This window comes from Phaeospirillum tilakii, from assembly GCF_042683125.1.
In the GTDB taxonomy this organism is placed as follows: domain Bacteria; phylum Pseudomonadota; class Alphaproteobacteria; order Rhodospirillales; family Magnetospirillaceae; genus Phaeospirillum; species Phaeospirillum tilakii.
Genome location: NZ_JBHUIY010000016.1, coordinates 65,234 through 88,303 on the forward strand (window position 1 = coordinate 65,234; position 23,070 = coordinate 88,303).

The following is a 23,070-nucleotide window of genomic DNA, read 5'->3' on the forward strand; positions in this document are numbered from 1 at the left end:
GGCGTGTCCACCCTGCAACCGGTTCGCGGCACCCACGATCTGCTGCCCGAGGAAAGCCGCGCCCACCGCCGGGTCGAGGCGACCGCCGCCAGCGTCGCCGCCCGTTACGGCTTCGGCGAGATCATCACCCCGATCTTCGAATTCACCGAGGTGTTCGCCCGCACCCTGGGCGACACCTCCGACGTCGTCACCAAGGAGATGTACACCTTCACCGACCGCTCGGGCGATTCGCTGACCCTGCGGCCGGAAGGCACCGCCGGGGTCGCCCGCGCCTTCATCTCCAACGGCCTGGCCCAGTCGCTGCCGCTCAAGCTGTTCTATCGCGGCCCGATGTTCCGCCACGAACGGCCGCAGAAGGGCCGGCTGCGCCAGTTCCATCAGGTCGGGGTCGAGCTGCTCGGGGTCGAGACCCCGCTGGCCGATGTCGAGGTGATCGCCCTGGCCGCCCGCCTGCTCGACGCGCTGGGGCTGGGCGGGCAGGTCACCCTCGAACTCAACAGCCTGGGCGACGCCGCCAGCCGCGCCGCCTATCGCGAGGCGCTGACCGCCTATCTGTCGCGCTACCGCGCCGATCTGTCCGAGGACAGCCGGCTGCGGCTGGAGCGCAATCCGCTGCGGGTGCTCGATTCGAAGGACGAGGGCGACCGCCGCATCGTCGCCGACGCCCCGCCGATCGCCGCCTCGCTGACCCCCGAGGCCGCCGGCTTCTTCGCCGACGTCACCGGCGGGCTCGACGAGCTGGGCATCCCGTTCGTGGTCAATCCCCGGCTGGTGCGCGGGCTCGATTACTACAGCCACACCGCGTTCGAATTCACCACCACCGCGCTGGGCGCCCAGGGCACGGTGCTGGCCGGCGGCCGCTATGACGAGCTGATCGCCCAGATGGGCGGGCCGCGCACCCCGGGGATCGGCTGGGCCGCCGGGGTCGAACGGCTGGCGATGCTGACCGGCGCCGCGCCGGCCCCGGCCCGGCCGGTGGCGGTGGTGCCGATGGGCGACCCGCTGGCGGCGCTGGCGGTGGCGGAAAAGCTGCGCCGCGCCGGGATCGTCGCCGAGATGGGCTTTTCCGGCAATCTCAAGAAGCGGATGGCCCGCGCGGTCAAGCTCAATGCCCGCTATGCGGTGATCCTGGGCGAGGACGAGGCGGCGCGCGGGGCGGTGACCCTGCGCGACCTCGACGACAACAGCCAGCAGGAGGTGGCGCTGGCCGGGCTGGTGTCCCATCTCGCCGCCTTGCTCGACGGGGAGCGCGCCGGGTGAGCGCCACGCCCCAACGGCTGATGGTGGTCGGGGCCAACCATCGCTCTGCCTCGCTCGGCCTGCGCGATGTGCTCTATATCGACGACGCGGCGGCGCCGTCCTTCCTGATCGGCCTGCGCGAGGCCGGTCTGGCCGAGGCGATGGTGCTGTCGACCTGCGACCGGGTCGAGGTGTGGTGCGCCGCCGCCGATCCCGCCTTGGCCACCCATGCCGTCAGCGCCGCCTTCGCCGCCAAGGCCGGGTTGACCAGCGACGGCTTGCAGGCCCATCTCTACAGCCTGAGCGGGGCCGACGCGGTGCGGCACGGCTTCGGCGTGGTCGCCGCGCTCGATTCGCTGGTGATCGGCGAGCCGCATGTCGCCGGTCAGGTCAAGGCCGCCTACCGTCTCGCCCGCGAGGCCGACACCGTCGGCGGCGTGCTCGACCAGTTCACTCAGGCCGCCTTCGCGGTGGCCAAGCGGGTGCGCAGCGAAACCGCGGTCGGCGAGGGCCCGGTCAGCATCGCCGCCGCCGCCGTCCAGGTCGCCCGTGATCTGCATGGCGATCTCGCCACCTGTCGCGCCCTGGTGATCGGCACCGGCGACATGGGCGGGCTGGTGGCGGAAAGCCTGCTGGCCGCCGGCCTGACCGACATGCTGGTCACCGCCCCGCGCGATTCGCGGGCGGAATCGCTGGCCCATTCGCTCGGCTGTCACGTCCTGCCGTTCGACGATCTGCGCGAGGCGCTGGCCGGGGCCGACGTGGTGCTGACCTGCGTCGGCGGCCGCAATCCGGTGGTCAGCGCCGAGGCGGTGGCCCTGGCCTTGCGCAAGCGGCGGCGCCAGCCCATCTTCCTGATCGATGCCGGCATTCCCGGCGATGTCGAGACCGCCGTCAACCGGATCGAGAGCGCCTTTCTCTACGATCTGGCCGACCTCGAAAAGGTCGCGCTCGAAGGCCGCGCCACCCGCGAGCATGCCGCCCGCGCCGCCCGCGCCATCGTCGAGGCCGAAGTGGCCCACTTCCTGCGCGGCCGCGCCGCCCGTGCCGCCGTGCCGGCGCTGGTCGCGCTGCGCGAGCAGTTCGAGGCGACCCGGGCCGGGGTGCTGGCCGAGATCGGCTCCGACGTCGATCCGGCCGAGGCGACCCGGTTGCTGGTCAATCGCCTGCTGCACGTCCCCACCGAGACGATGAAGTCGATCGCCGCCGAGGGGGAGGAGTGGAAGACGATGGAGGCCACCCTGCGCAAGCTGTTCCATCTCGAGGAATAGCCGGCGGGCTTCCCGCTCACGACGGGTTCCAAGGGCCTCGCGGCCCTTGGCGGCTGTGGGCGGCGCCCACGTTTTTTTCTTTTCAAACCGCCTTCCGGACGTTCCCCGATGAGTCTCGACGCCCACCTCGACAAGGTTCTCTACCGCCACGACGAATTGCGGGCCCAGCTCGCCGCGGGGGAGGGGCTGGATTCGGCGGCGATTCCCCGGCTGTCGCGCGAATTGGCCGAGCTTGATCCGGTGGTCGAGGCGATCCAGGCCTTCCGCAAGGGCCGTGACGAGATGGCCGAGGCGGCGCTGATGATGCAGGACCCCGCCGCCGACCCCGAGATGCGCGCCTTGGCCGAGGAGGAATTCTTCGCCCTCAAGGAGCAGGTCCCCGGGCTGGAGCGGGCGGTGCAGATCCTGCTGCTGCCGAAGGACGAGGCCGACGAAAAGAACGCGATCCTCGAAGTCCGCGCCGGCACCGGCGGCGACGAGGCGGCGCTGTTCGCCGCCGAGCTGTTCCGGATGTACGAGCGTTATGCCGGCCTGCGCGGCTGGCGGTTCGAGGTGATCGACGCCAGCGACACCGGCATCGGCGGGATCAAGGAGGCCAGCGCCAAGATCACCGGGCGCGGCGTGTTCGCCCGCCTCAAGTTCGAATCCGGGGTGCACCGGGTCCAGCGCGTCCCCGCCACCGAGGCCTCGGGCCGGATCCATACCTCGGCCGCCACCGTCGCGGTGCTGCCCGAGGCGGAGGAGGTCGACATCCAGATCGACGACAAGGATCTGCGCATCGACGTCTACCGCTCGCAGGGCTCGGGCGGGCAGAGCGTCAACACCACCGATTCGGCGGTGCGGGTCACCCACCTGCCGACCGGCCTCGCCGTCGCCTGCCAGCAGGAAAAGAGCCAGCACAAGAACAAGGCGATCGCGATGACCCTGCTGCGCGCCCGCCTCTACGAGCGCGAGCGCAGCGCCCGCGACGCCGAGCGCGCCGCCAACCGCAAGAGCCAGGTCGGCTCGGGCGACCGCTCCGAGCGGATCCGCACCTACAATTTCCCCCAGGGCCGGGTCACCGACCACCGCATCAACCTGACCCTCTACAAGATCGACGCGGTGATGGCCGGCGACGCCCTCGACGAGGTGATCGAGGCGTTGATCGCCACCGATCAGGCCGAACGTCTGGCCGAGATGGGGGCGGAATGAGCGCCGCGCTCGGGCAGGTGCTGCGCGCCGCCGGCGAGCGGCTGGCCCGGGCCGGGATCGACAGCCCGGCGCTCGATGCCCGCCTGCTGCTGGCCGAGGCGACCGGGATGGCCCCGCCCGCCTTGGCGCTGCACGCGGCCGAGCCGCTCGACCCGCTGGCGGCCGATCGTTTCGCCGCGATGGTCGAACGGCGCGAAAAGCGCGAGCCGGTGGCCTACATCCTCGGCCGGCGCGGTTTCTGGACCCTCGATCTGCGGGTCACCCCCGCCACCCTCGATCCCCGTCCCGACAGCGAGACGGTGATCGAGGCGGTGTTGGCGGCGCTGCCCGAGCGGGCCGGGGCGTTGCGCCTGCTCGATTTCGGCACCGGCAGCGGCTGCCTGCTGCTGGCGCTGCTGGCCGAACTGCCGGCGGCGCGCGGTCTCGGCATCGACCGCAGCCCGGCGGCGCTGGCGGTGGCCCGGGCCAATGCCAATGCCTGCGGGCTGGACGGGCGGGCCGAATTCCGCCTCGGCGACTGGGGCGAGGGGCTCGACGGCGCCTTCGACGTGATCGTTGCCAATCCGCCCTACATCCCGAGCGGGGAGATCGACCGGCTGGAGCCCGAAGTGGCCTGCTTCGAGCCGCGCGGCGCGCTCGACGGCGGCGCCGACGGGCTTGATTGCTACCGCCGCCTCGCCCCCGATTGCGCCCGCCTGCTGGCCCCCGGCGGCCTGGCCGCGTTCGAGGTCGGCTACGATCAGGCGGCGGCGGTCACCGCCCTGTGCGCCGCCGCCGGTCTGACCCCGCTCGAGACCCGGCGCGACCTCGGCGGGCTCGAACGCTGCGTGCTGGCCGGCCGGCCGGCGGGCTGAAAAAAACAGTTGGAAAGAACCGGTAGGCCGACTAGGGTGACGCCCACGCGCGCCAGCGGCGTCGGAGCCGGCGAAGACCCCTTGAGGGGGGTCAGGGCTCGACCGGGCGCGGCGAACTCCCCCATAGCCGCCCACCCCCCGAGCGGATGCGGACAGGCCGGGCCGAATACTTCGGCGGAATGGATGTGAACAGACTCATGATGAACATGAAGACAGGTCCCGTCACCCCCAAGCAACGTTCGCGCGGCCGTGGGCCCAACGGGGGCAAGAAGCACAGCGGCGGGGGCGGCGGTGGCGGCATCCCGGGGCGCAACCATGTGTTCGACAGCAACGGCCCCGACGGCCGCATCCGCGGCAACGCCCATCAGGTGCTGGAGAAGTACCTCGCCTTGGCCCGCGACGCTTCGTCGCAGGGTGATCGCGTCGCCGCCGAGAACTTCTATCAGCATGCCGAGCATTACTTCCGGCTGATCAACGCCCAGAACCAGAACAACGGCCGCCCGCGTCAGGCGCTGCCGACTCCGGCCGAGGATCAGATGCTGGCCGAGGACGAGGGCGAGGACGGCTACGACGGCGAGGGCGAGCCCGTCGCCGAGGGCACCGAGGCCGAGGCGATCAGCCCCGGTTCCGACGCCGCCTGAGCGGCGCCCCCAACGCAAGATTGCCGCGCGCAACGCCGGCACGGATCCGGAGGCGCCCGCCTCCGGATCGCCTCACCCTTCCTCGGCCGCGGGCAGGGTGAAGGAGAACACCGACCCCTCGCCCGGGGTCGAGGCGACCCAGATCCGCCCGCCGAGCTGTTCGACGATCCGCTTGCAGATCGCGAGGCCGATGCCGGTCCCCTCGTAGCGGTCCTGGGGGTGCAGCCGCTGGAAGATGCGGAAGATCTGCTCGTAATAATCCGCTTCGATGCCGATGCCGTTGTCGGCGACGTCGATCCGCCAATCCTGGTCGAACCGGCGGCAGACGACGCGGATGCGTGGCGCCCGGTCGGGGGCGCGGTATTTGAGGGCGTTGCCGATCAGGTTCTGCAACAGCCGGCCGATCTGGTCGGGCTCGCCCAGCACCAGCGGCTCGGCGGCGGCGCATTCCACCGTCACCTCGGCGGCGGACTGGGCGATCGCCGGACCGAGCACCCGCACCGCCTGCCCGATCGCCGCCCGCAGCGGGGTGGGCGTGGGCGCGCCGCCGTGGCGGCCGGTGCGGGCATAATCGAGCAGGTCGAGCACCAGCCGGTCCATCCGCTGTGCCCCGTCGCGGGCGAAGGTGAGGAACTCGCGCCCGTCCGAGTCGAACAGGGCGGCATAGCGCCGTTCGATCAGGGCCAGATAGGTGCTGATCATCCTGAGCGGCTCGCGCAGATCGTGGCTGGCGACATAGGCGAACTGTTCGAGTTCGGCGTTGGAGCGCTGGGTCTCGGCGATCGAGCGTTCGAGCTGGGCCTGGGCCTCGGTCTGCTCGGTGATGTCGCGCGAGAACACCGCCACCCGGGTCACCCGACCGCCGGAATCGCTCACCGGATGGATCGCGTTGTCGAACACCCGGCCGTCGCGGCGATCGACCACCCGGGCTGGCTGGCCGCTTTCGATCACCCCCCGCACCACCTCGCGCCGCCACGCCGTCACCTCGGGCGGGAACAGCACCCACAGGTTGGCGCCGACCATCGCCTCGACCGACCGGCCCAGCCGTTCCCCCAGCACCGCGTTGCAGGCCAGCAGGGTGCCGTCCAGCGCGAACAGCATGGTGGCGTCGGACGAGCAATTGACCAGGGCCTGGATCAGGGTCTGGCTGTCGCGCAGGCTGGCCTCGGCCCGCTTGCGGTCCTCGATCAGGCGCAGCGTGCCCTCGCTGCCGCAGAACCGGCCCTCGTCGTCGTGGCGCAGCCGGGCACTGGTCGAGACCCACACCATCGCCCCGTCCTGGCGCCGCATCTGGAACTCGAAATCGGTGACCGAGCCGCCCTGGCGCCGCATCGTTTCGAGCAGCTGCGTCCGCAACCCGGGGTCGGGCAGCACCGGCGCGGTCGGCTGGCCGAGCAGATCGTCGGCGCGGTAGCCCAGCACCGTCTCGACCGAACGCGACAGCATCAGCAGCCGCCCCTCGGCGTCGGTGCGGTAGAAGATGTCGGTCATGTTGTCGAGGATCGCCCGCAGATCGGCCTCGGACCGGCGCAGATCCTCGCTGACCCGCGACAGCTCGCTGATGTCGGTGATCGCCCCGACCACCCCGGCGAGGTGGCCGTCGCTGTCGCGGAAGCGCAGCTTGCGCATCATCACCCGCCGCCCGATTCCATCGGCATAGCGCAGGGTGGTGTCGTAGCAGCAGGCGGAATCGGTTTCGAGCGCCAGCCGGTCGGCGGCGATGTGGCGGCGCGCCCGCTCGTCGGCGGTCAGGTCGAAGCTGGTCTGGCCGATCAGGTGGGCGCGGTTCCAGCCGAACGCCTGTTCGAACGCCCGGTTGACCGCGAGGAAATGGCCCTCCAGCCCCTTGGCGAACACCGGGTTGGGCAAAGCGTCGATCAGGGCGTCGCGCAGCAGGATCTGGTCGCGGGCGCGGCGGTCGGCTCGTTCCGCCTCGACGGCGCGGCGGCGCAGCGCCTCGGTCTGGCGCGCCACCTCCGCCGCCAGCGTCGCGGCGGTGATCGCTCCCTCGCGCCGGACCAGCGCCACCGCGATCAGCAGCGGGCACAGCGCCGACACCAGCACGTTGAGCGCCTGGGCGCCGCCCAGTTCGGGGAAATCGACCTCCGGCACCGGGCTGGTGGCGGCGAACAGGCCGCGCACCACCAACTCGCCGGCCCAGACGGCGAAGGTCGCCGCCAGCAATCCGGTGGTCACCGTCGGGGCGCGCCGGGTGGCGGCGGCCAGCAGCAGGGCGGCATGGGCCAGCAGCGGCACCCGCGCCAGCGACACCAGGGTCAGGCGGGCGGCGTTGGCATCGTCGAGCGCGAGCAGGGGGAGGGCGGCGGCGCCCAGCGCCAGCGCCAGCGGCAGCCAGCGACGGCGGCCGCGCCAGGGACGGTCGGTCAGGGCGCAGGCGCCGGCCTGGATCGCCAGCGCCGACAGCACCACCAGGGCGTCGCCGACCACCAGCCCGGGCAGCGCCGGCCGGCCCGGCGCGGCCAGGATCAGCAGCAGGCCGGCGCCGTAGCTGGCGGTGGCGAGGGTGAAGGGCCGCCAGGCGCGGTCGCCGCGCCGGGTCCCGCCCGCCACCGCGATCACCAGCGCCGAGGCCAGCGACAGAATCGCGGCCGAGCAGGCCAGGGTCCCGATGTCCAGTCGCACCATGGGGCGTGTTCTCTTCGCTCGCACTGGCCGGGAACGGCCATGACCCAGCAAGTATGGGGACGGCGCCGGCCGGGTTCCAGGTGATAAAGCGGTCACTTCCCCGGCGGGGCGACCCCGGGCGGCAGGGTCAGGGCGGCAGGGTCAGGGTCTCGGTCGCGCCGGAGCCGGGGGTGCCGGGGCCGGGGGCGGCACGGCGGGAGCCGGCCAGCAGCCGGGTATAGGCGGCGGGGTCGCCCAGCAGGCGGCGGGCGGCGGCGGGATCCTCGACCGCGTCGCCGCGCCGCTCGGGCGGGCACAGCGCCCGCAGCCGGCGGCGCAGATCGGTCTCGTCGAGGCTGGCCTGACGCCACAGCGCCAGGGCGCGGGCGAGGCGGGCGGGGTCGTCCTGCCAGGCCCCGGCCGGGGCGGTGGCGACGGTGCAGCGGGCCGGGAACACCCCGAGCCCGTCGAGGGCATAGCCGCTCGGGGCATGGAAGCGCGACCAGGTCAGGGTCAGCTCGCCGTCATTGGGCAGGCGGATCACCGTCTGCACCGTGCCCTTGCCGTAGGAATTGCTGCCGATCACCACCGCCCGTCCGGCATCCTGCAAGGCCGAGGCGAGGATCTCGGCGGCCGAGGCGGAGCGGCCGTCGATCAGCACCGCCACCGGCAGATCCTCGGCGAGGTCGCCGGGGCGGGCGGTCAGGGTGGCGACGGATTCGGGATGGCGGCCCCGGGTCGAGACGATCGGGCCGTCGGCGATGAACAGGTCGGCCACCGCCACCGCCTGATCGAGCAGCCCGCCCGGATTGCCGCGCAGATCGAGCACCACCCCGCGCAGCCCCGGGCCGAGGCGGGCGCGGGTCGCGCGCAACAATGATTCGATACTGGTGGCGGTGCGCTGGTTGAAGCTGGTGATGCGGTAGGTGGCGATCGTGCCGTCGATGGTCTCGGTCACGGTGCGCGGCACGATCAGCGAGCGGCGCAGCGTCGCCACCACCGTCTGGTCGCCGCGCCGCAGCGTCACCGCCAGCGCGCTGGCCACCGCGCCGCGCAGCCGGCCCGACACCTCGCCGCGCGACAGGCCGCGCACCGGCTTGCCGTCGATCAGCAGGATCACGTCGTCGGGCCTGAGCCCGGCCCGCGCCGCCGGGGTGTCCTCGATCACGTCGATCAGGCGCGGCTCGCCGTCGAGGATCTCGAAGCGGATGCCGATGCCGCCGAACCCGTTGCGGCTGGCCCGGTTGTCGCGCGCCTCGGCGGCGCCGGCATAGCGGGAATAAAGGTCGGCCCGCCCCAGCGCCCCCTCGAACAGGGCCTGATAGAGCTGTTCGGGGCTGGCGTCGCGCACTGCGGCCGACACCTCGGCGGCGTCGAGCGCGGCGCTGATCACCAGCCGGCCCCAGGATTCGACGTCGTCGGCCGGCGGGGCGGGATAATCGGCCACCACCCGGTCGGCGTCGGTCAGCCGCACCCGGCCGCCCTGCGCCGCCACCGCGAACTGGGGATCGAGTTCGGCCAGCCCGCGCATCGCGTCGAGCCCGACCGCCGCCGCCGTCTGCGGCTGGAGGTGGCGTTCGATGATCGCGGCGAGGCCGAACGACAGGGTGCGCTGGGCCTCCAGCGCGCTCCAGCCGGCCGAGGCCGGGCCCGGGGCTGCCGCCAGCAGCAGCGCCGCCAGCAGCGGCGGCCGGCCCGGCCGGCGGCCGGGGGGGCGGGGGCGGGACGCCGGCGCCGCCGCCACGGCGCCTAGCGTCCGCGACGGAACGGCGGCCGGCGGGCGGGACGGCGCCGGTCCTCGCCGAGCGAGAACACCATCGAGCCGGTGACGATGTCGGCCTGACGCAACGTCACCTGCACCGTCTGGCCGAGCTGGTAGGAGGCCCGGCTGTGCCGCCCGATCAGGCAATGATGGGCCTCGTCATGGAGGTAGTAATCGTCGGGCAGGCTGCCGATCGGCACCAGCCCGTCGGCGCCGCTGTCGTCGAGGGTGACGAACAGGCCGAAGCGGGTGACGCCGGAGATGCGGGCGGGGAATTCGGCCCCGACCCGGTCGGCCAGGAACAGGGTGACGGCGCGATCGACCGCCTCGCGCTCGGCGGTGGCGGCGCGGCGCTCGGTGGCCGAGATGTGCTCGCCCCACTCGGGATAGCGGGCGGCGGCGTCGGCCGGCAGCCCGCCCTCGCCGAGGCCGAGCGCCGCGACCAGTCCGCGATGGACCAGCAGGTCGGCATAGCGGCGGATCGGCGAGGTGAAATGGGCGTAGCGGGCCAGCGCCAGCCCGAAATGGCCGATATTCTCGGGCGAATAGGCGGCCTGGGCCTGGGCGCGCAGGATCACCTCGTTGACCAGCGGGGCGTTGGGGGTGCCGGCCACCGCCGCCAGGATGCGGTTGAACTGGCCGGGGGTCGGCCGCTGCCCCTTGGCCAGCGACAGGTCGAGCCCGCGCAGCACCTCGCGCAGCCCTTCCAGCTTCTCGACCGAGGGCAGATCGTGGACCCGGTACATGCAGGGGCTGCCGGCCTTTTCCAGCGTCTCGGCGGCGCAGACGTTGGCGGCGATCATCAGGTCCTCGATCAGGCGGTGGCTGTCGAACCGCTCGCGCGCCACCACCGCGCTGACGCCGCCATCCTCGCCGATCAGCACCTTGCGCTCGGGCAGATCGAGATCGAGCACCCCGCGCGCCGCCCGCGCCCGCGCCAGGGCGTCCCAGGCGCCGTAAAGCGGAGCGATCACGGTTTCGAGCAGCGCCGCCGCCTTGGCGCCGGGCTGGCCGTCGCGGGCGGCCTGGACCTCGGTGTAGGTCAGCCGCGCCGCCGAGCGCATCAGGCCGCGGCGGAAGCGGTGGCGGCGCTTGTGCCCGTTCTGGTCGAACCACATTTCGACCGCGAGGCAGGGCCGGTCCTCGTCCGGCACCAGCGAGCACCAGCCGTTCGACAGCGCCTCGGGCAGCATCGGCACCACCCGGTCGGGGAAATAGACCGAATTGCCGCGCTTGAACGCCTCGCGGTCGAGCGCGTCGCCGGGGCGGACGTACCAGGAGACGTCGGCGATCGCCACCAGACAATGCCAGCCGCCGGGATTGGCCGGGTCGGGATCGGGCTCGGCCCACACCGCGTCGTCGAAATCGCGGGCATCCTCGCCGTCGATCGTCACCAGCGGCACATTGCGCAGATCGTCGCGGCCGAGCAGCGGCGCCGGCCCGCAGGCGGCGGCCTGGGCCAGGGTCTCGGCCGGGAAGTCGCAGGGGATGTCGTTGGCGTGGATCGCCACCAGACTGATCGAGCGCGGGGCGTTGAGCGGCCCCAGCCGTTCCTTGACCGCCGCCTGACGCAGGCCGTAGAGGCGGTCGGGCAGGATGTCGGCCAGCACCAGCTCGCCCTCGTCGGCGCCGCCGCCCTCGCCGCGCGGCACCAGATATTCGGCCTTCTCGCGCCGGCTGGCCGGCTGGATCCGGCCGCTGCCGTCGGGCAAGGCGTGATAGACGCCGAGGACGCGGGCGCGCGGCTCGCCCACCACCTTGATCGGGCGGGCCTCGTAATCACCGTCGCGCAGCCGGCGCAGCTTGCACAGCACCCGGTCGCCGACTCCCACCGCCGGCCCGGCGCCGGGCCGGAACGGCGACAGATAGATTCGGGGCGGCCGCCCTTCGCCCTCCCAACTGACCGGCCGGGCCAGCAATTCGCCCTCGGCATCGGTGCCGGTGACCTCGACCAGCGCCGCGTCGGGCAGCGCGCCCGGCGGGGCGAACCGGCGGCGGCCGCGATCGACCGCGCCCTCTTTTTCGAGTTCGCGCAGGATCGCCTTGAGATCGACCCGCTCGCCGCCGCCGCGCAGCTTGAAGGCGCGGGCCAGCTCGCGCTTGCCGACCCGGCCGGGCTGGGCGCGGATGAAGTCAAGCACGTCCTGTTTCGACGGCAGCGGGGCGGGGCGGCGGGGCGGTTTGCTCATGGGGGCCAAGGTAGACCGGCGAAGGGCAGGCCGGCAATCGCGCCGTGAGGACGGGAGAAACGCGGGCTCTGCCCGCACCCGCCAAGGGCCGGGGGCCCTTGGATCCCCCTCCCTCTTCTTCGCGCGGCAAACGGCCGAACCCAAGCTGAACGGCGCTTCCGCGCCCAACCATCGACGGGATCCAAGGGCCTTGCGGCCCTTGGCGGGTGCGGGCAGAGCCCGCCTCACCCTGACCTGCGAACGGATGCATCATTTTCTGAATTGAATGTTTAACGTTTTACATGATAAACAGCGTCTCGAACATGACAACAACCCAGGTGCCGCGATGAGCGTTCCCTCCTCCGTGCCGTTGCTGGAGCGGATCCAGCGTCTTTCCCGTCTGATGCGGCGGCTGATCCTGGTCGGGATCGTGATCGACCTCGGTGGGGTGGTCGCGCTGTGGGCGTCGGATTACATGGTGCGGGCCAGCCTGCTGCCCGGGCTCGGCCTGACTCCCGAACAGGTTACCCTGACCTTCGATGCCCGCCTGCTGGGCTTCGTGCTCAGCCTGCCGGCGGCGGGGATCATGCTGGCGCTGCTGCTGGAATCCTTCCGCCTGTTCGGGGATTACGCCGACGGGCGGATCTTCACCCCGGTGGCGATCGGCCGGCTGGGCCGCCTGGCCCGGGGCATCCTGTTGCTGGCGGCGTTGCAGCCGCCGCTGCATACCCTGCATGTGCTGGTGCTGACGATGCACAATCCGCCCGGCCACCGCCTGCTGAGCCTGGGGGTGTCGTCGGGCGAACTGGCGCTGGCGTTCGTCGGCGGCCTGCTGCTGGCGATCAGTTGGGTGATGCAGGAGGCGAGCCGGATCGCCACCGAGAACAGCGAGTTCGTCTGATCATGCCGATCATCGTCCGCCTTGATGTGATGCTCGCCCGCCGCAAGATCCGGGCGCGCGAGCTGGCGCAACGGATCGGCATCGCCGAACAGAATCTGTCGCTGCTGAAATCGGGCAAGGTGCGCGGCGTCCGCTTCGAGACGCTGGCGCGGCTGTGCCAGGAACTGGATTGCCAGCCGGGCGACCTGCTGGAATATCAGCCCGGCCCGGAGGAACCGGAAGAAGAGTAAAGGGATCCAAGGGCCTTGCGGCCCTTGGCGGGTGCGGGCAGAGCCCGCATCCTTTGTGCCTACTTCCAGATCGGCTTGCCCGAGCCCGGCAGCCCGTATTCGGTCCAGCGGCGGGAGACCTGATCGACGATATCCTGCTGCATCCTGAGCGGCACCCCCCATTCTCGGTGGGTTTCCGGCGGCAGCTTGTCGGTGGCGTCGAGGCCGATCTTGCCGCCCAGACTCGGTTCCGGGCTGGCGAAATCGAGATAATCGATCGGGGTCCCCTCGATCACGGTGATGTCGCGGGCCGGGTCCATCTTGGTGCTGATCGCCCACATCACGTCTTTCCAGTCGCGGGTGTTGACATTGTGGTCCACCACGATGACGAACTTGGTGTACATGAACTGCTTGAGGAACGACCAGATGCCGAACATCACCCGCTTGGCGTGGCCGGGATAGGCTTTCTTGATCGAGACCACGGCGATGCGGTAGCTGCATCCCTCGGGCGGCAGCCAGAAATCGACGATTTCGGGGAATTGCTGGGTCAAGAGCGGGACGAACACCTCGTTGAGGGCCTCGCCCAGCACGCTCGGCTCGTCCGGCGGCCGGCCGGTGAAGGTCGAGAGGTAGATCGGGTCGCGCCGCATGGTGATCGCCGAGACGCGGAACACCGGGAACGGCTCGACCGCGTTGTAATAGCCGGTATGGTCGCCGTAGGGGCCCTCGTCGCCGAACTCGTCGAGCATGACGTGGCCTTCGAGGATGATCTCGGCCTCGGCCGGCACCTTCAGCGGCACGGTGCGGCAATCGACCAGATCGACCTTGCGCCCGCGCAGCAGGCCGGCGAACTGGTATTCCGACAGGGTTTCCGGCACCGGGGTCACCGCCGCGATGATGGTGCCGGGATCGGCGCCGATCACCACCGCCACCGGCAGCGGCTCGCGCTTGTCCTTGCCCCAACGCTGGTAATGCTGGGCGCCGCCGCGATGGCGCAGCCAGCGCATCAGGGTGGTGTTGCGCCCGGTCACCTGCATCCGGTAGATGCCGAGATTGTAATCGTCGCGCGGGTCGGTGTCGTTGCCGTCGGCGTGCGGACCGCGCGTCACCACCAGCGGCCAGGTGATCAGCGGGGCCGGCTCGCCCGGCCAGCAGCCCTGGATCGGCAATTGGGTCAGATCGACCGCGTCGCCGGTCAGCACCACCTGCTGACAGGGGGCGGTGCCGACGGTGCGCGGCCGCATCGCCATCACCTGCTTGGCCAGCGGCAGCAGGTCGAGCGCGCCGCGCAGCCCGGCCGGCGGCTCGGGCTGCTTGAGGAAGGCCAGGGTCTCGCCGACCTCGCGCAGCTGGTGCGGTTCGCGGTCCATCCCCCACGCCACCCGCTCGACCGTGCCGAACAGGTTGACCAGCACCGGCATGTCGTAGCGGCTGCCGTCCGGCTTCAGCACGTTCTCGAACAGCACCGCCGGGCCGCCCTCGGCCAGCAGCCGGGTCTGGATCTCGGTCATTTCGAGATGGGGCGACACCGGCGCGCGCACCCGGCGCAGGCGGCCGGTCTGTTCGAGGCGGGCGATGAAATCGCGCAGGGACTCATAGGGCATCGGCGAAATCCTCTCAGGCTCGTGCCCGCCCAAGGGACGACGAAGCGCGCCCGCCGTCAAGCCCCCCGCCGAGGCGTCGGCTTCGGAAGGCGGGGCAGGGTGATCCGCTTCACGGCGGCGCCAATCCCCTGTAGGGTATTATTTATATTGCAGGGGTTTAATTCCAGCCAAGGTGGTTCTCGGGATGGATTTGATCGACAAAGAGGCGCGTTACCGCACCCTGATCGACCTGGGGATCGCCCTGTCGGCCGAGCGCAACCACAACCGGTTGATGGAGAAGATCCTGCTCGGCGCCAAGGAGATGGCCAACGCCGATGGCGGCACCCTCTATCTGACCGACGAGGGCGGCGAACATCTCCGGTTCGAGATCATGCGCAACGACAGTTTGGGCATCGCGATGGGCGGCACCACCGGCCAGCCGATCCCGTTTCCGCCGGTGCGGCTGCATGACGAGGCCGGCCAGCCCAACCACAACAACGTCGCCAGCCATTGCGCCCTGACCGCCGCCACCGTCACCATCGCCGACGCCTATCACGTCGACCGGTTCGATTTTTCCGGCACCAAGGCGTTCGACGCCCGCACCGGCTACCGTTCGCAATCCTTCCTCACCGTGCCGCTGCGCAATTACGAGGGGACGGTGATCGGGGTGCTGCAATTGATCAACGCCCGCGACGGGGCCGGGGTGGTGATCGAATTCGGCGCCGAGGTGGTGCCGCTGATCGAGGCCTTGGCCAGCCAGGCGGCGGTGGCGCTCGACAATCAGAAGCTGATCGAAGCGCAGAAGACCCTGTTCAAGAGCTTCATCTCGGTGATCGCCGGGGCGATCGACGCCAAGAGCCCCTATACCGGCGGCCATTGCCACCGGGTGCCGACCCTGACCCTGATGCTGGCCCGCGCCGCCTGCGCCGCCGAGACCGGGCCGTTCGCCGATTTCCGGCTCGACGAGGACGAATGGTACGAACTGGAGGTCGCGGCCGGGCTGCATGATTGCGGCAAGGTCACCACCCCGGAATACATCGTCGACAAGGCGACCAAGCTCGAGACCATCTACAACCGCATCCACGAGGTGCGGATGCGGTTCGAACTGTGCAAGCGCGAGGCGGAGATCGCCTGTCTCGAAGGCCTGCTGGCGGGGGCGGAACCGGCCGAGGTGCTGACGGCGCGGCGCGACGCCACCCTGGCCGAACTCGATGCCGACTTCGCCTTCCTGGCCGAATGCAACATCGGCGGCGAGGCGATGGCGCCCGAGCGGATCGCCCGGCTGGAGCGGATCGCCGCCCGCACCTGGACCCGCACCCTCGACGACCGGCTCGGCCTGTCGATCGACGAACTGCGCCGCCGCCCCGAGCCGCCGGTGCCGCCGCCGGCGGTCGAGCCGCTGCTGTCCGACCGGCCCTGGCACCTGATCCCGCACGAAACCCCGGTCGATGTCGCCCGCTACGAGGCGGAGGGGATCACCCTGCGCCCGCTCGAATACCGCTACAATCTGGGCGAGGTCTACAACCTCGCCATCGCCCGCGGCACCCTGACCGCCGAGGACCGCTTCAAGATCAACGACCACATCGTCCAGACCATCCTGATGCTGAAGGCGCTGCCGTTCCCGCGCACCCTGTCCCGGGTGGCCGACTGGGCCGGCGGCCATCACGAGAAGATGGACGGCACCGGCTATCCGCGCGGCCTGACCCGCGCCGAGATGGCGGTGCCGGCGCGGATGATGGCGATCGCCGACATCTTCGAGGCGCTGACCGCCGCCGACCGCCCCTACAAGAAGCCGAAGACCCTGTCCGAATCGCTCAGGATCATGTCGTTCATGGCCAAGGACCGTCACATCGACCCGGACCTGTGGCGGCTGTTCCTCGAATCCGGGGTGTGGCGTGCCTATGCCGAGGCCAACCTGCGCCCCGAGCAGATCGACGCGGTGGACGTCGAGTCGCTGCTGGGGCGCCGCGACGGCTGAGGGCGCGTCCGATGGCCGCCCTGCGCGCCCGCCTCGCGGTCAGCCTCGACGGCTTCATCGCCGATCCCGACGGCGCCACCGACTGGTTCGACGCCTTTCCGGCGATCGCCACCGGGTTCGAGTCGTTTCTCGCCCGGATCGACACCCTGGTGATGGGCCGCGCCACCTATGACCGGCTGCGCGCCGGGGCGGCGGGGGGCTGGCCCTATCCCGGGCGGCGCTGTCTGGTGGTGACCTCGCACAGCCTCGACACCGCCCCCGACGAGGTCGAGCCCTGGCTGGGCGATCTGGCCGAACTGGCCGACGAGCTGCACCGGGGCACCGGGGGCGACGTCTGGGTGGTCGGCGGCGGCACCGCGATCCGCGCCTTTCTCGATCTCGGCGCGATCGATTATCTCGACCTGCTGCTGGTGCCCTGCCTGCGCGGCGACGGTCGCCGCCTGTTCCCGCCGAGCGAGATCGGCGACGGCCTGACCCTGATCTCGGCCACCGCGCTGGAGGGCGGCGTGGTGGCGCTGTCCTACCGCGTCGGCGGCTGACCGGGCCGGCGGCGGAAGACGTCATTCTTTCGTCATCGTTTGCCGGCTCGACAAGCGGCGCGGCCGCAGAGTATGACAGCCCCACCTCCCTCCAGCCTTTCGAGAGTCGGACATGCGGTGGAGCCTTCCCACGGTCGCGGTGTCGCCCGATCTGAAACCCAACCTGTGGGACATGGCGCTGATTCCGGTGGTGTTCGCGCTGCTGGCCCTGCTCGCCTATGGCGGGGCGCAGATGAGCACGCCCTACGACGTCGGCACGCCGCTGCCCTTGTCGCTCGATCCGTCCAACCTGCCGTACTACCTGCTGCGCAGCGCGCTCCGGATGGGGGCGGCGCTGGCCTGTTCGCTGGTGTTCACCCTGATCTTCGGCATCGTCGCCGCCAAGGTGCCGGCGCTCGAGAAGGTGCTGATCCCGATCCTCGACATCCTGCAATCGATCCCGATCCTGGGGTTCCTGTCGATCACCGTTGCCGGCTTCATCGCTTTGTTTCCCGGCAACCTGCTCGGGGTCGAATGCGCGGCGATCTTCGCCATTTTCACCTCGCAGGCCTGGAACATGGCCTTCAGCCTCTATTCCTCGCTGAAGACGGTGCCGAACGATCTGATCGAGGCCTCGCAGGTGTTCCATCTCTCCACTTGGCAGCGTTTCTGGCGGCTGGAGATGCCGTGGGCGCTGCCCGGGCTGGTGTGGAACATGATGGTGTCGGTGTCGGGCGGCTGGTTTTTCGTGGTCGCCTCCGAGGCGATCTCGGTGTCGAACCAGACCATCATGCTGCCCGGGGTCGGCAGTTACATCGCGCTCGCCATCGCCGACCGCGACCTGACCGCGATCGTGTGGGCGATCGTCGCGGTGCTGGCCGGAATCGTGGTCTATGATCAGTTGATGTTCCGCCCGCTGGTGGCCTGGACCGACAAGTTCCGGGTCGATACCAGCCAGGGCGAGCAGCCGCCGGAATCCTGGCTGCTGACCCTGATGCAGCGGGCGCGGCTGTTCCGCCTGCTGGCCCGGCTGCCGGTGGCGCTGTGGGACGCGGTGTCCGGCCTGTGGCGGCGGCGCGAGGTCGAGGCGACGGCGCCGGCGCGGCCCCGATTGCCGGTGGTGACCCTGCCGGCCTGGGCCGGGCGGGCGTGGGACGGGGTGCTGCTGGCCGGGGCGGCCGGCGCGATGGTCGAGGTCGCGCTGTTCGTGCATGGCTCGGTCACTCTGAGCGAGGTCGGCGCGGTGCTGCTGTACGGGCTGGCCACCACCGCCCGCATCGTGGTGCTGATCGCACTGGCCTCGGTGGTGTGGGTGCCGGTCGGGGTCTGGGTCGGCCAGCGGCCGGCGGTGGCGCAGAACGTGCAGTGGATCGCCCAGTTTCTCGCCGCCTTCCCCGCCAACCTGATGTTTCCGGTGGCGGTGATGCTGATCGTCCATTTCGACCTCAACGTCGATGTCTGGACCAGTCCGCTGATGATTCTCGGTACCCAGTGGTACATCCTGTTCAACGTCATCGCCGGGGCGGCGGCGATCCCGCAGGACATGAAGGACGCCGCCGGCAATCTCGGCCTCAGCGGCTGGATGAAATGGCGCCGCTTCATCCTGCCGGCGATCATGCCGGCCTATGTCACCGGCGCGTTCAACGCCTGCGGCGGCTCGTGGAACGCCTCGATCGTGTCGGAGATGGTGTCGTGGGGCGATACCCAACTGGTCGCCACCGGGCTCGGCTCCTACATCGCCAAGGCCACCGCCGACGGCGACTTCCCCCGGATCGCGCTGGGCATCGCGGTGATGTGCCTGTTCGTGATGGGGTTCAATCGCTACCTGTGGCGCCCGCTCCATACCCTGGCGGCGGAGCGGGCGCGCCTCGACTGACGTCGCGGCCTTTCAAGGAGATCCCGCCATGGCCGAGCCCACCAGCGCCCCAGCCCTGCTCGCCCTGCACGGCGTGCGCAAAACTTTTCGCACCCCGGAACGCCACGAGCGCACCGTGCTTGACGGCGTCGATTTTCGGCTGGAGGAGGGCGAGATCGTCGCCCTGCTCGGCAAGTCGGGTTCGGGCAAATCGACCCTGCTGCGGATCATGGCCGGGCTGATCCGCGCCAATGGTGGTCAGGTGCTTTATCGCGGCCGCCCGGTGACCGGGCCGGCGCGCGGCATCGCGATGGTGTTCCAGTCCTTCGCCCTGTTCCCCTGGCTGACGGTGCAGGAGAACGTCGAACTGGGGCTCGAGGCCGCCGGCATTCCGCCGGCCGAGCGCGAGGCGCGGGCCGGCGAGGCGATCGAACTGATCGGGCTCGGTGGCTTCGAGAGTGCCTATCCCAAGGAACTGTCGGGCGGAATGCGTCAGCGGGTCGGCTGCGCCCGCGCCCTGGTGATGCGCCCCGACGTGCTGCTGCTCGACGAGCCGTTCTCGGCGCTCGACGTGCTGACCTCGGAAACCCTGCGCGAGGATCTGCTCGATCTGTGGAGCGCGCGCAAGATCCCGACCAAGGGGATCCTGCTGGTGTCGCACAACATCGAGGAGGCGGTGTCGATGGCCGACCGCGTCCTGGTGTTCTCGAGCGATCCCGGCCGGGTGCGGGCCGAGGTGCGGATCGGCCTGCCGCAGCCGCGCGATCCGGAATCCCCCGCCTTCCGCCAGTTGGTCGACGAGATCTATTCGCTGATGACCGCCCATGTCCGTGGCGGCGGGGTCGGCGGTCCGGAACAGCTCACCCTCGGCTACCGCCTGCCCGACACCACCCCGGGCAAGATGGCCGGCCTGCTCGAAACCATCGGCGAGGCACCGTTCAACGGCCGCGCCGACCTGCCGCAACTGGCCGAGGAAACCGAGCTTGAGGACGACACCCTGTTCCACCTGTTCGAGGCGCTGCGGGTGATGGGGCTGGCGCGGATCGCCTCGGGCGACATCTTCCTCACCCCGTTCGGCCAGTCCTTCGTCGAGGCCGACGATTCCCGCCGCAAGGAGATGTTCGCCGAGGCGATGCTGCGCAACATCCCGCTCGCCGCCCATGTCCGCAAGGTGCTGGACGAACGCCGCGACCACCGCGCCCCGGAAGACCGCTTCCTGCAGGAACTCCAGGATTACCTCACCGACGACGAGGCCGAGCGGGTGCTGGAGACCGTCATCACCTGGGGCCGCTACGCCGAGATCTTCGATTACGACTACAATTCCGGCGTGCTGATGCTGCCCGAGGAGGAGGACGAGGCGGACGACCGCCCGGCTCCCCCCGCCGGCGAGGAAGCCCCCGCCGGGCATTGACCCCGTCTGGCGCCGTCATGCCGAGAGGCTTTGCCTCTCGGCGCTCTCCGCGAAGGGCCAGGGGCCCTTCGAACCCGTTGGGCAAGGGCATCGGCGGGGGGGGATCAGGCCTCGCCGCCGCCGGCCAGGCCGCCCAGGCCAAGCTTTTCCTCGGCCTTTTCCTTGACGTATTCCTGGAACTTGGCCTTGAGCTTGGCCTGTTCCTCCGAGCTCATCGCGGCGTATTGGGCCTTGCTGACGTGATTCTGGGCCAGAAACGCATCAAACATCCGCTGTTCCGGCGTCTTGCTCATATAGTCCCGAAAATATTGCTCGGGATCGCTGATGGAACTGGATTTCCCGGACGCCGAGGCGGCGGCGGAGCCGCTGACGCCATTGGACGTGGTGGTTTCCGAGGTGCCGGTCTGGCCCTGAACCGCCGAGAGGACCTCGCCAAACGACGGCCCCGCGCCGCCGCTCCGACGAGAGGATGAAGGGGCGAAACCGTCGTTCCTGGTCGATTCGTCAACGCGCATGACGTTTCCTTTGTTGCTGGCTGGCGCAGGCGCTTCCGCCGGGGTGCGGCGGAAAGCTTTGATCTTGTTACGGCGCGACGAGCAGGATCGGGCGGAGCCACCGTGCTTCGCTTCCTCATCACCAAAAACGCCCGCGCCAACCCCTCCCCCGACGCCCTGCGCGACGATCTCCGACCTGTCCGTCTGGTCGCCCGCCTCAAATCCCGCCGCATGGCCGAGGATGCCGCCCGCGCCCTCGTCCGGGATCACGAGCCGGAGCTGGTGGACTGGGCAACCGCCGATCTTGCCCGCCGCCTCAAGGGCAAGGAGAAGATCGACAACCCCGCCGGATGGCTCAGAAAGGCCATTGAGGAGGATTGGCGACCACACAGCCCACCCTCTTCGCCCAGGAGCAAGCCCACGCCCGCGAAACCGAGCGGAACGCCGACCGCGAGCGCGAAGAGCGTGAGGCCAAGACGGCGAACAGACGCAAGGCAGACAGTGCCCGCGAGAAAGCCGCCATCATCGCATTTATCGACGGGCTACCCGACGACGAGCGCCAAGCCCTCGAACAGGGCTTCCGAGATCACCTCGCCGGAACTGTCCCCGCCATTGTCGCCGCACGGTTCAAGGGCGGGAAGACGTGGTGCGCCGATCCGATCATACGAGCCCAATTTCTTGCTTTTTTAAGAAAGCATAGAGTTGGTTTTTAAATTAAATTGAGAGCTTTCCAAAGCTCTTTGTGCAATATAAGGCGCTCATTTTTTTTGAAAACAGATTGGCGATTTCTGTACTTAAAAGTGAAGTGAGTCGTTCCTCCGGGCGTGTGCTGTACATTTCCAATGGCTCCACATTCAAACATAGCCTTAAATACGGCGTAAACTCTCTTTTCAGCCATATCTGGCGCAACTTTATTTGCCACCGTTACCGCCTCTTCGTAGGTAAAATCTCTCTTTTTTATTGCGCTTATTATGTCGAAAATTGCATCACCCTCTTCAGGATTGGTGTAGCCAACAAGTTCATCTCTGATTTCTGGGAGAAAATATTCAATTGAATATTTTCTCATTCCACCTTTAACACAGTCAGAAGATATCTTCTTGTGCGGCTCCGAGAAGTCTTGAATGCACTTTAAAAGTTGCAAAAAGTCCCGTGGGGTATGGCGCGTCATATCGAGTAAATATGTGCGCTGATCTTGTCCATCTATATTTGATGTAATAAAATCACGAAATATATCTACGTCTTGACAAAGACTTACTCTTGCTCTTAGATTTGCAGCAGAAATTAATGCGCTATTCTCCGGTTTTCTTGTGTCATGATACCAATTTATATCAACAGAAGAGTCCTGCCGAACCTTGTTTTTATTTGCGCCATCGACGCGCTCAAATATGTCTGTACGACATAATAGAATTATTTTTGCTGGCACATTGTGTGCGTAGAGCATATTATTTAGCCTATCAACCTCATAAATAAGATATCCTATAGAAGTATATTGGGTGCCTTTCTTTGTCAGAATGTCATCAAGTCCATCAATTACAACATAATGACGGTTATTCGTCTTTACACCGCAAGCAAGAATTTTTAGGCTCTCTACGAATGACGGTATTTCTGATGCTGGCCTCAAATCCCCAATGCCAAAACTTCCTTCAAAGACAGAGGGAATGGTGAGTTTGAAATTGGCTTTAGAGCTAATCCGGACAATTGATGAGGCGTCCTTTGCAGGGCAGAGTCCCATTTTCCCAAGGGCATTAACTACCTCTGGAAGGCTGTGCGGATTGTGATGTGACGCCCCCTCATCTTTTGCAAACGATTCAAGTAAATATATAAGCAAAATCCATGACCATGCGGTTGGATACTTTGCCTCAGGATCCGAATCGCCGCGAATAATTTTTGAGAACAGGGAGAATGGAAAATCAGCAAGAACAACCTGCTTTACAAAAAAATTATACTTTGGCTCACATGTAATCCTTATTCGCTCTCCGATAGCTGATTTTCCAGAGCCTTTGTATCCTAAAAACAAAAATTTTTGTCCGTTCAGCGCCTGATCACTCGCGCCATTTAGATCAAAGTATCCCTCTTTCAGAAGTTGCGGGTCTCGGGCGCCCTCTGTTTCTGCACTCGCGTAACCAAAGCGAATATCTTTGAAATTCATCCCCCCCCTCCCAAGAAATTGCGTTGTTATCACACGTAAAATTTGCGGTGCGTGTGGCGTAAAATGACAATAACTGGGGATGGCCGGTTGTGCACACTGAACCGCCCCGGGATTGCCGGAGGCTAGTTTGATCAAATCTACGCGGCGACGGGAATGGCGTCGATCATGGCGTAGTACCTTTCCTCGGCCTCGGCCGGCGGGATGTCTCCGATGGGTTTGAG

Annotated in this window: 18 protein-coding genes; 12 read left to right on the plus strand and 6 right to left on the minus strand. The window is 68.6% G+C overall.

Annotated features, from left to right (window positions below; translation table 11 throughout):
• The first annotated feature begins 3 nt into the window (after positions 1–3).
• The 5 genes from hisS (at position 4) to ACFSNB_RS09775 (ending at position 5,196) form a co-directional block, all read left to right on the plus strand.
• Positions 4–1,260 (plus strand): histidine--tRNA ligase, encoded by a 1,257-nt coding sequence (gene hisS, locus ACFSNB_RS09755; protein ID WP_377316005.1) that lies wholly within the window; start codon positions 4–6, stop codon positions 1,258–1,260.
• On the plus strand, positions 1,257–2,510 hold the full coding sequence (gene hemA, locus ACFSNB_RS09760) for a glutamyl-tRNA reductase (RefSeq protein ID WP_377315987.1): 1,254 nt from the start codon (positions 1,257–1,259) through the stop codon (positions 2,508–2,510). Before hisS ends, hemA begins: the two co-directional genes overlap by 4 nt.
• Before the next feature lie 108 nt (positions 2,511–2,618).
• The gene (gene prfA / locus ACFSNB_RS09765; protein ID WP_377315988.1) at positions 2,619–3,701 is read left to right on the plus strand and encodes a peptide chain release factor 1; all 1,083 of its coding nucleotides are present in this window, start codon (positions 2,619–2,621) and stop codon (positions 3,699–3,701) included.
• On the plus strand, positions 3,698–4,555 hold the full coding sequence (prmC, locus tag ACFSNB_RS09770) for a peptide chain release factor N(5)-glutamine methyltransferase (RefSeq protein ID WP_377315989.1): 858 nt from the start codon (positions 3,698–3,700) through the stop codon (positions 4,553–4,555). The genes prfA and prmC overlap by 4 nt, the downstream gene beginning before the upstream one ends.
• Positions 4,556–4,761: 206 nt before the next feature.
• The gene (locus ACFSNB_RS09775; protein ID WP_377315990.1) at positions 4,762–5,196 is read left to right on the plus strand and encodes a DUF4167 domain-containing protein; all 435 of its coding nucleotides are present in this window, start codon (positions 4,762–4,764) and stop codon (positions 5,194–5,196) included.
• A 72-nt stretch (positions 5,197–5,268) separates the two neighbouring features.
• On the opposite strand, the gene ACFSNB_RS09780 is transcribed toward ACFSNB_RS09775, so the two are convergent.
• From ACFSNB_RS09780 to rnr, 3 genes are all read right to left on the minus strand, one after another.
• Entirely contained in the window at positions 5,269–7,842 is a 2,574-nt protein-coding gene (locus ACFSNB_RS09780; RefSeq protein WP_377315991.1) for a sensor histidine kinase, read from the minus strand.
• A gap of 127 nt (positions 7,843–7,969) precedes the next feature.
• Positions 7,970–9,565 carry a S41 family peptidase gene (locus ACFSNB_RS09785; protein ID WP_377315992.1) on the minus strand — a complete coding sequence of 532 codons (1,596 nt, stop codon included), beginning with the start codon at positions 9,563–9,565 and terminating at the stop codon, positions 7,970–7,972.
• A gap of 5 nt (positions 9,566–9,570) precedes the next feature.
• A complete protein-coding gene (gene rnr / locus ACFSNB_RS09790; protein WP_377315993.1) occupies positions 9,571–11,772 on the minus strand; it encodes a ribonuclease R in 2,202 nt (733 codons plus the stop codon).
• Positions 11,773–12,097: 325 nt separating this feature from the next.
• Between rnr and ACFSNB_RS09795 the strand changes: the two genes are divergently transcribed.
• Together ACFSNB_RS09795 and ACFSNB_RS09800 are read left to right on the plus strand one after the other, a co-directional pair.
• Positions 12,098–12,652, plus strand: coding sequence for a DUF2975 domain-containing protein (locus tag ACFSNB_RS09795; RefSeq protein WP_377315994.1), 555 nt, complete (start codon positions 12,098–12,100; stop codon positions 12,650–12,652).
• A gap of 2 nt (positions 12,653–12,654) precedes the next feature.
• The gene (locus ACFSNB_RS09800) at positions 12,655–12,882 is read left to right on the plus strand and encodes a helix-turn-helix domain-containing protein (protein ID WP_377315995.1); all 228 of its coding nucleotides are present in this window, start codon (positions 12,655–12,657) and stop codon (positions 12,880–12,882) included.
• A 59-nt stretch (positions 12,883–12,941) separates the two neighbouring features.
• Here ACFSNB_RS09800 and ACFSNB_RS09805 read toward each other — a convergent pair whose 3' ends face one another.
• Positions 12,942–14,465, minus strand: a complete 1,524-nt coding sequence (locus ACFSNB_RS09805; RefSeq protein WP_377315996.1) for a UbiD family decarboxylase — start codon at positions 14,463–14,465, stop codon at positions 12,942–12,944.
• A 184-nt stretch (positions 14,466–14,649) separates the two neighbouring features.
• Between ACFSNB_RS09805 and ACFSNB_RS09810 the strand changes: the two genes are divergently transcribed.
• The 4 genes from ACFSNB_RS09810 to ACFSNB_RS09825 all read left to right on the plus strand — a co-directional run bounded on the left by ACFSNB_RS09810 (position 14,650) and on the right by ACFSNB_RS09825 (position 20,206).
• The gene (locus ACFSNB_RS09810; RefSeq protein WP_377315997.1) at positions 14,650–16,422 is read left to right on the plus strand and encodes a GAF and HD-GYP domain-containing protein; all 1,773 of its coding nucleotides are present in this window, start codon (positions 14,650–14,652) and stop codon (positions 16,420–16,422) included.
• An 11-nt stretch (positions 16,423–16,433) separates the two neighbouring features.
• Complete coding sequence (locus ACFSNB_RS09815; protein WP_377315998.1) at positions 16,434–16,961, plus strand: dihydrofolate reductase family protein; 528 nt, start codon at positions 16,434–16,436, stop codon at positions 16,959–16,961.
• 112 nt (positions 16,962–17,073) lie between these two features.
• Positions 17,074–18,816, plus strand: coding sequence for an ABC transporter permease (locus ACFSNB_RS09820; protein ID WP_377315999.1), 1,743 nt, complete (start codon positions 17,074–17,076; stop codon positions 18,814–18,816).
• A gap of 28 nt (positions 18,817–18,844) precedes the next feature.
• On the plus strand, positions 18,845–20,206 hold the full coding sequence (locus tag ACFSNB_RS09825) for an ABC transporter ATP-binding protein (RefSeq protein ID WP_377316000.1): 1,362 nt from the start codon (positions 18,845–18,847) through the stop codon (positions 20,204–20,206).
• A 104-nt stretch (positions 20,207–20,310) separates the two neighbouring features.
• Here the strand turns inward: ACFSNB_RS09825 and ACFSNB_RS09830 are convergent, their stop codons facing one another.
• Positions 20,311–21,090: a hypothetical protein gene (locus ACFSNB_RS09830; protein WP_377316001.1), complete on the minus strand. Its 780-nt coding sequence runs from the start codon at positions 21,088–21,090 to the stop codon at positions 20,311–20,313.
• On the opposite strand from ACFSNB_RS09830, the gene ACFSNB_RS09835 reads away from it, so the two are divergent.
• Positions 21,078–21,413, plus strand: a complete 336-nt coding sequence (locus ACFSNB_RS09835) for a hypothetical protein (protein ID WP_377316002.1) — start codon at positions 21,078–21,080, stop codon at positions 21,411–21,413. The two genes, ACFSNB_RS09830 and ACFSNB_RS09835, sit on opposite strands and share 13 nt — an antisense overlap.
• On the opposite strand, the gene ACFSNB_RS09840 is transcribed toward ACFSNB_RS09835, so the two are convergent.
• The gene (locus ACFSNB_RS09840) at positions 21,410–22,849 is read right to left on the minus strand and encodes a P-loop ATPase, Sll1717 family (RefSeq protein ID WP_377316003.1); all 1,440 of its coding nucleotides are present in this window, start codon (positions 22,847–22,849) and stop codon (positions 21,410–21,412) included. The genes ACFSNB_RS09835 and ACFSNB_RS09840 overlap by 4 nt on opposite strands.
• Between the last annotated feature and the right edge of the window lie 221 nt (positions 22,850–23,070).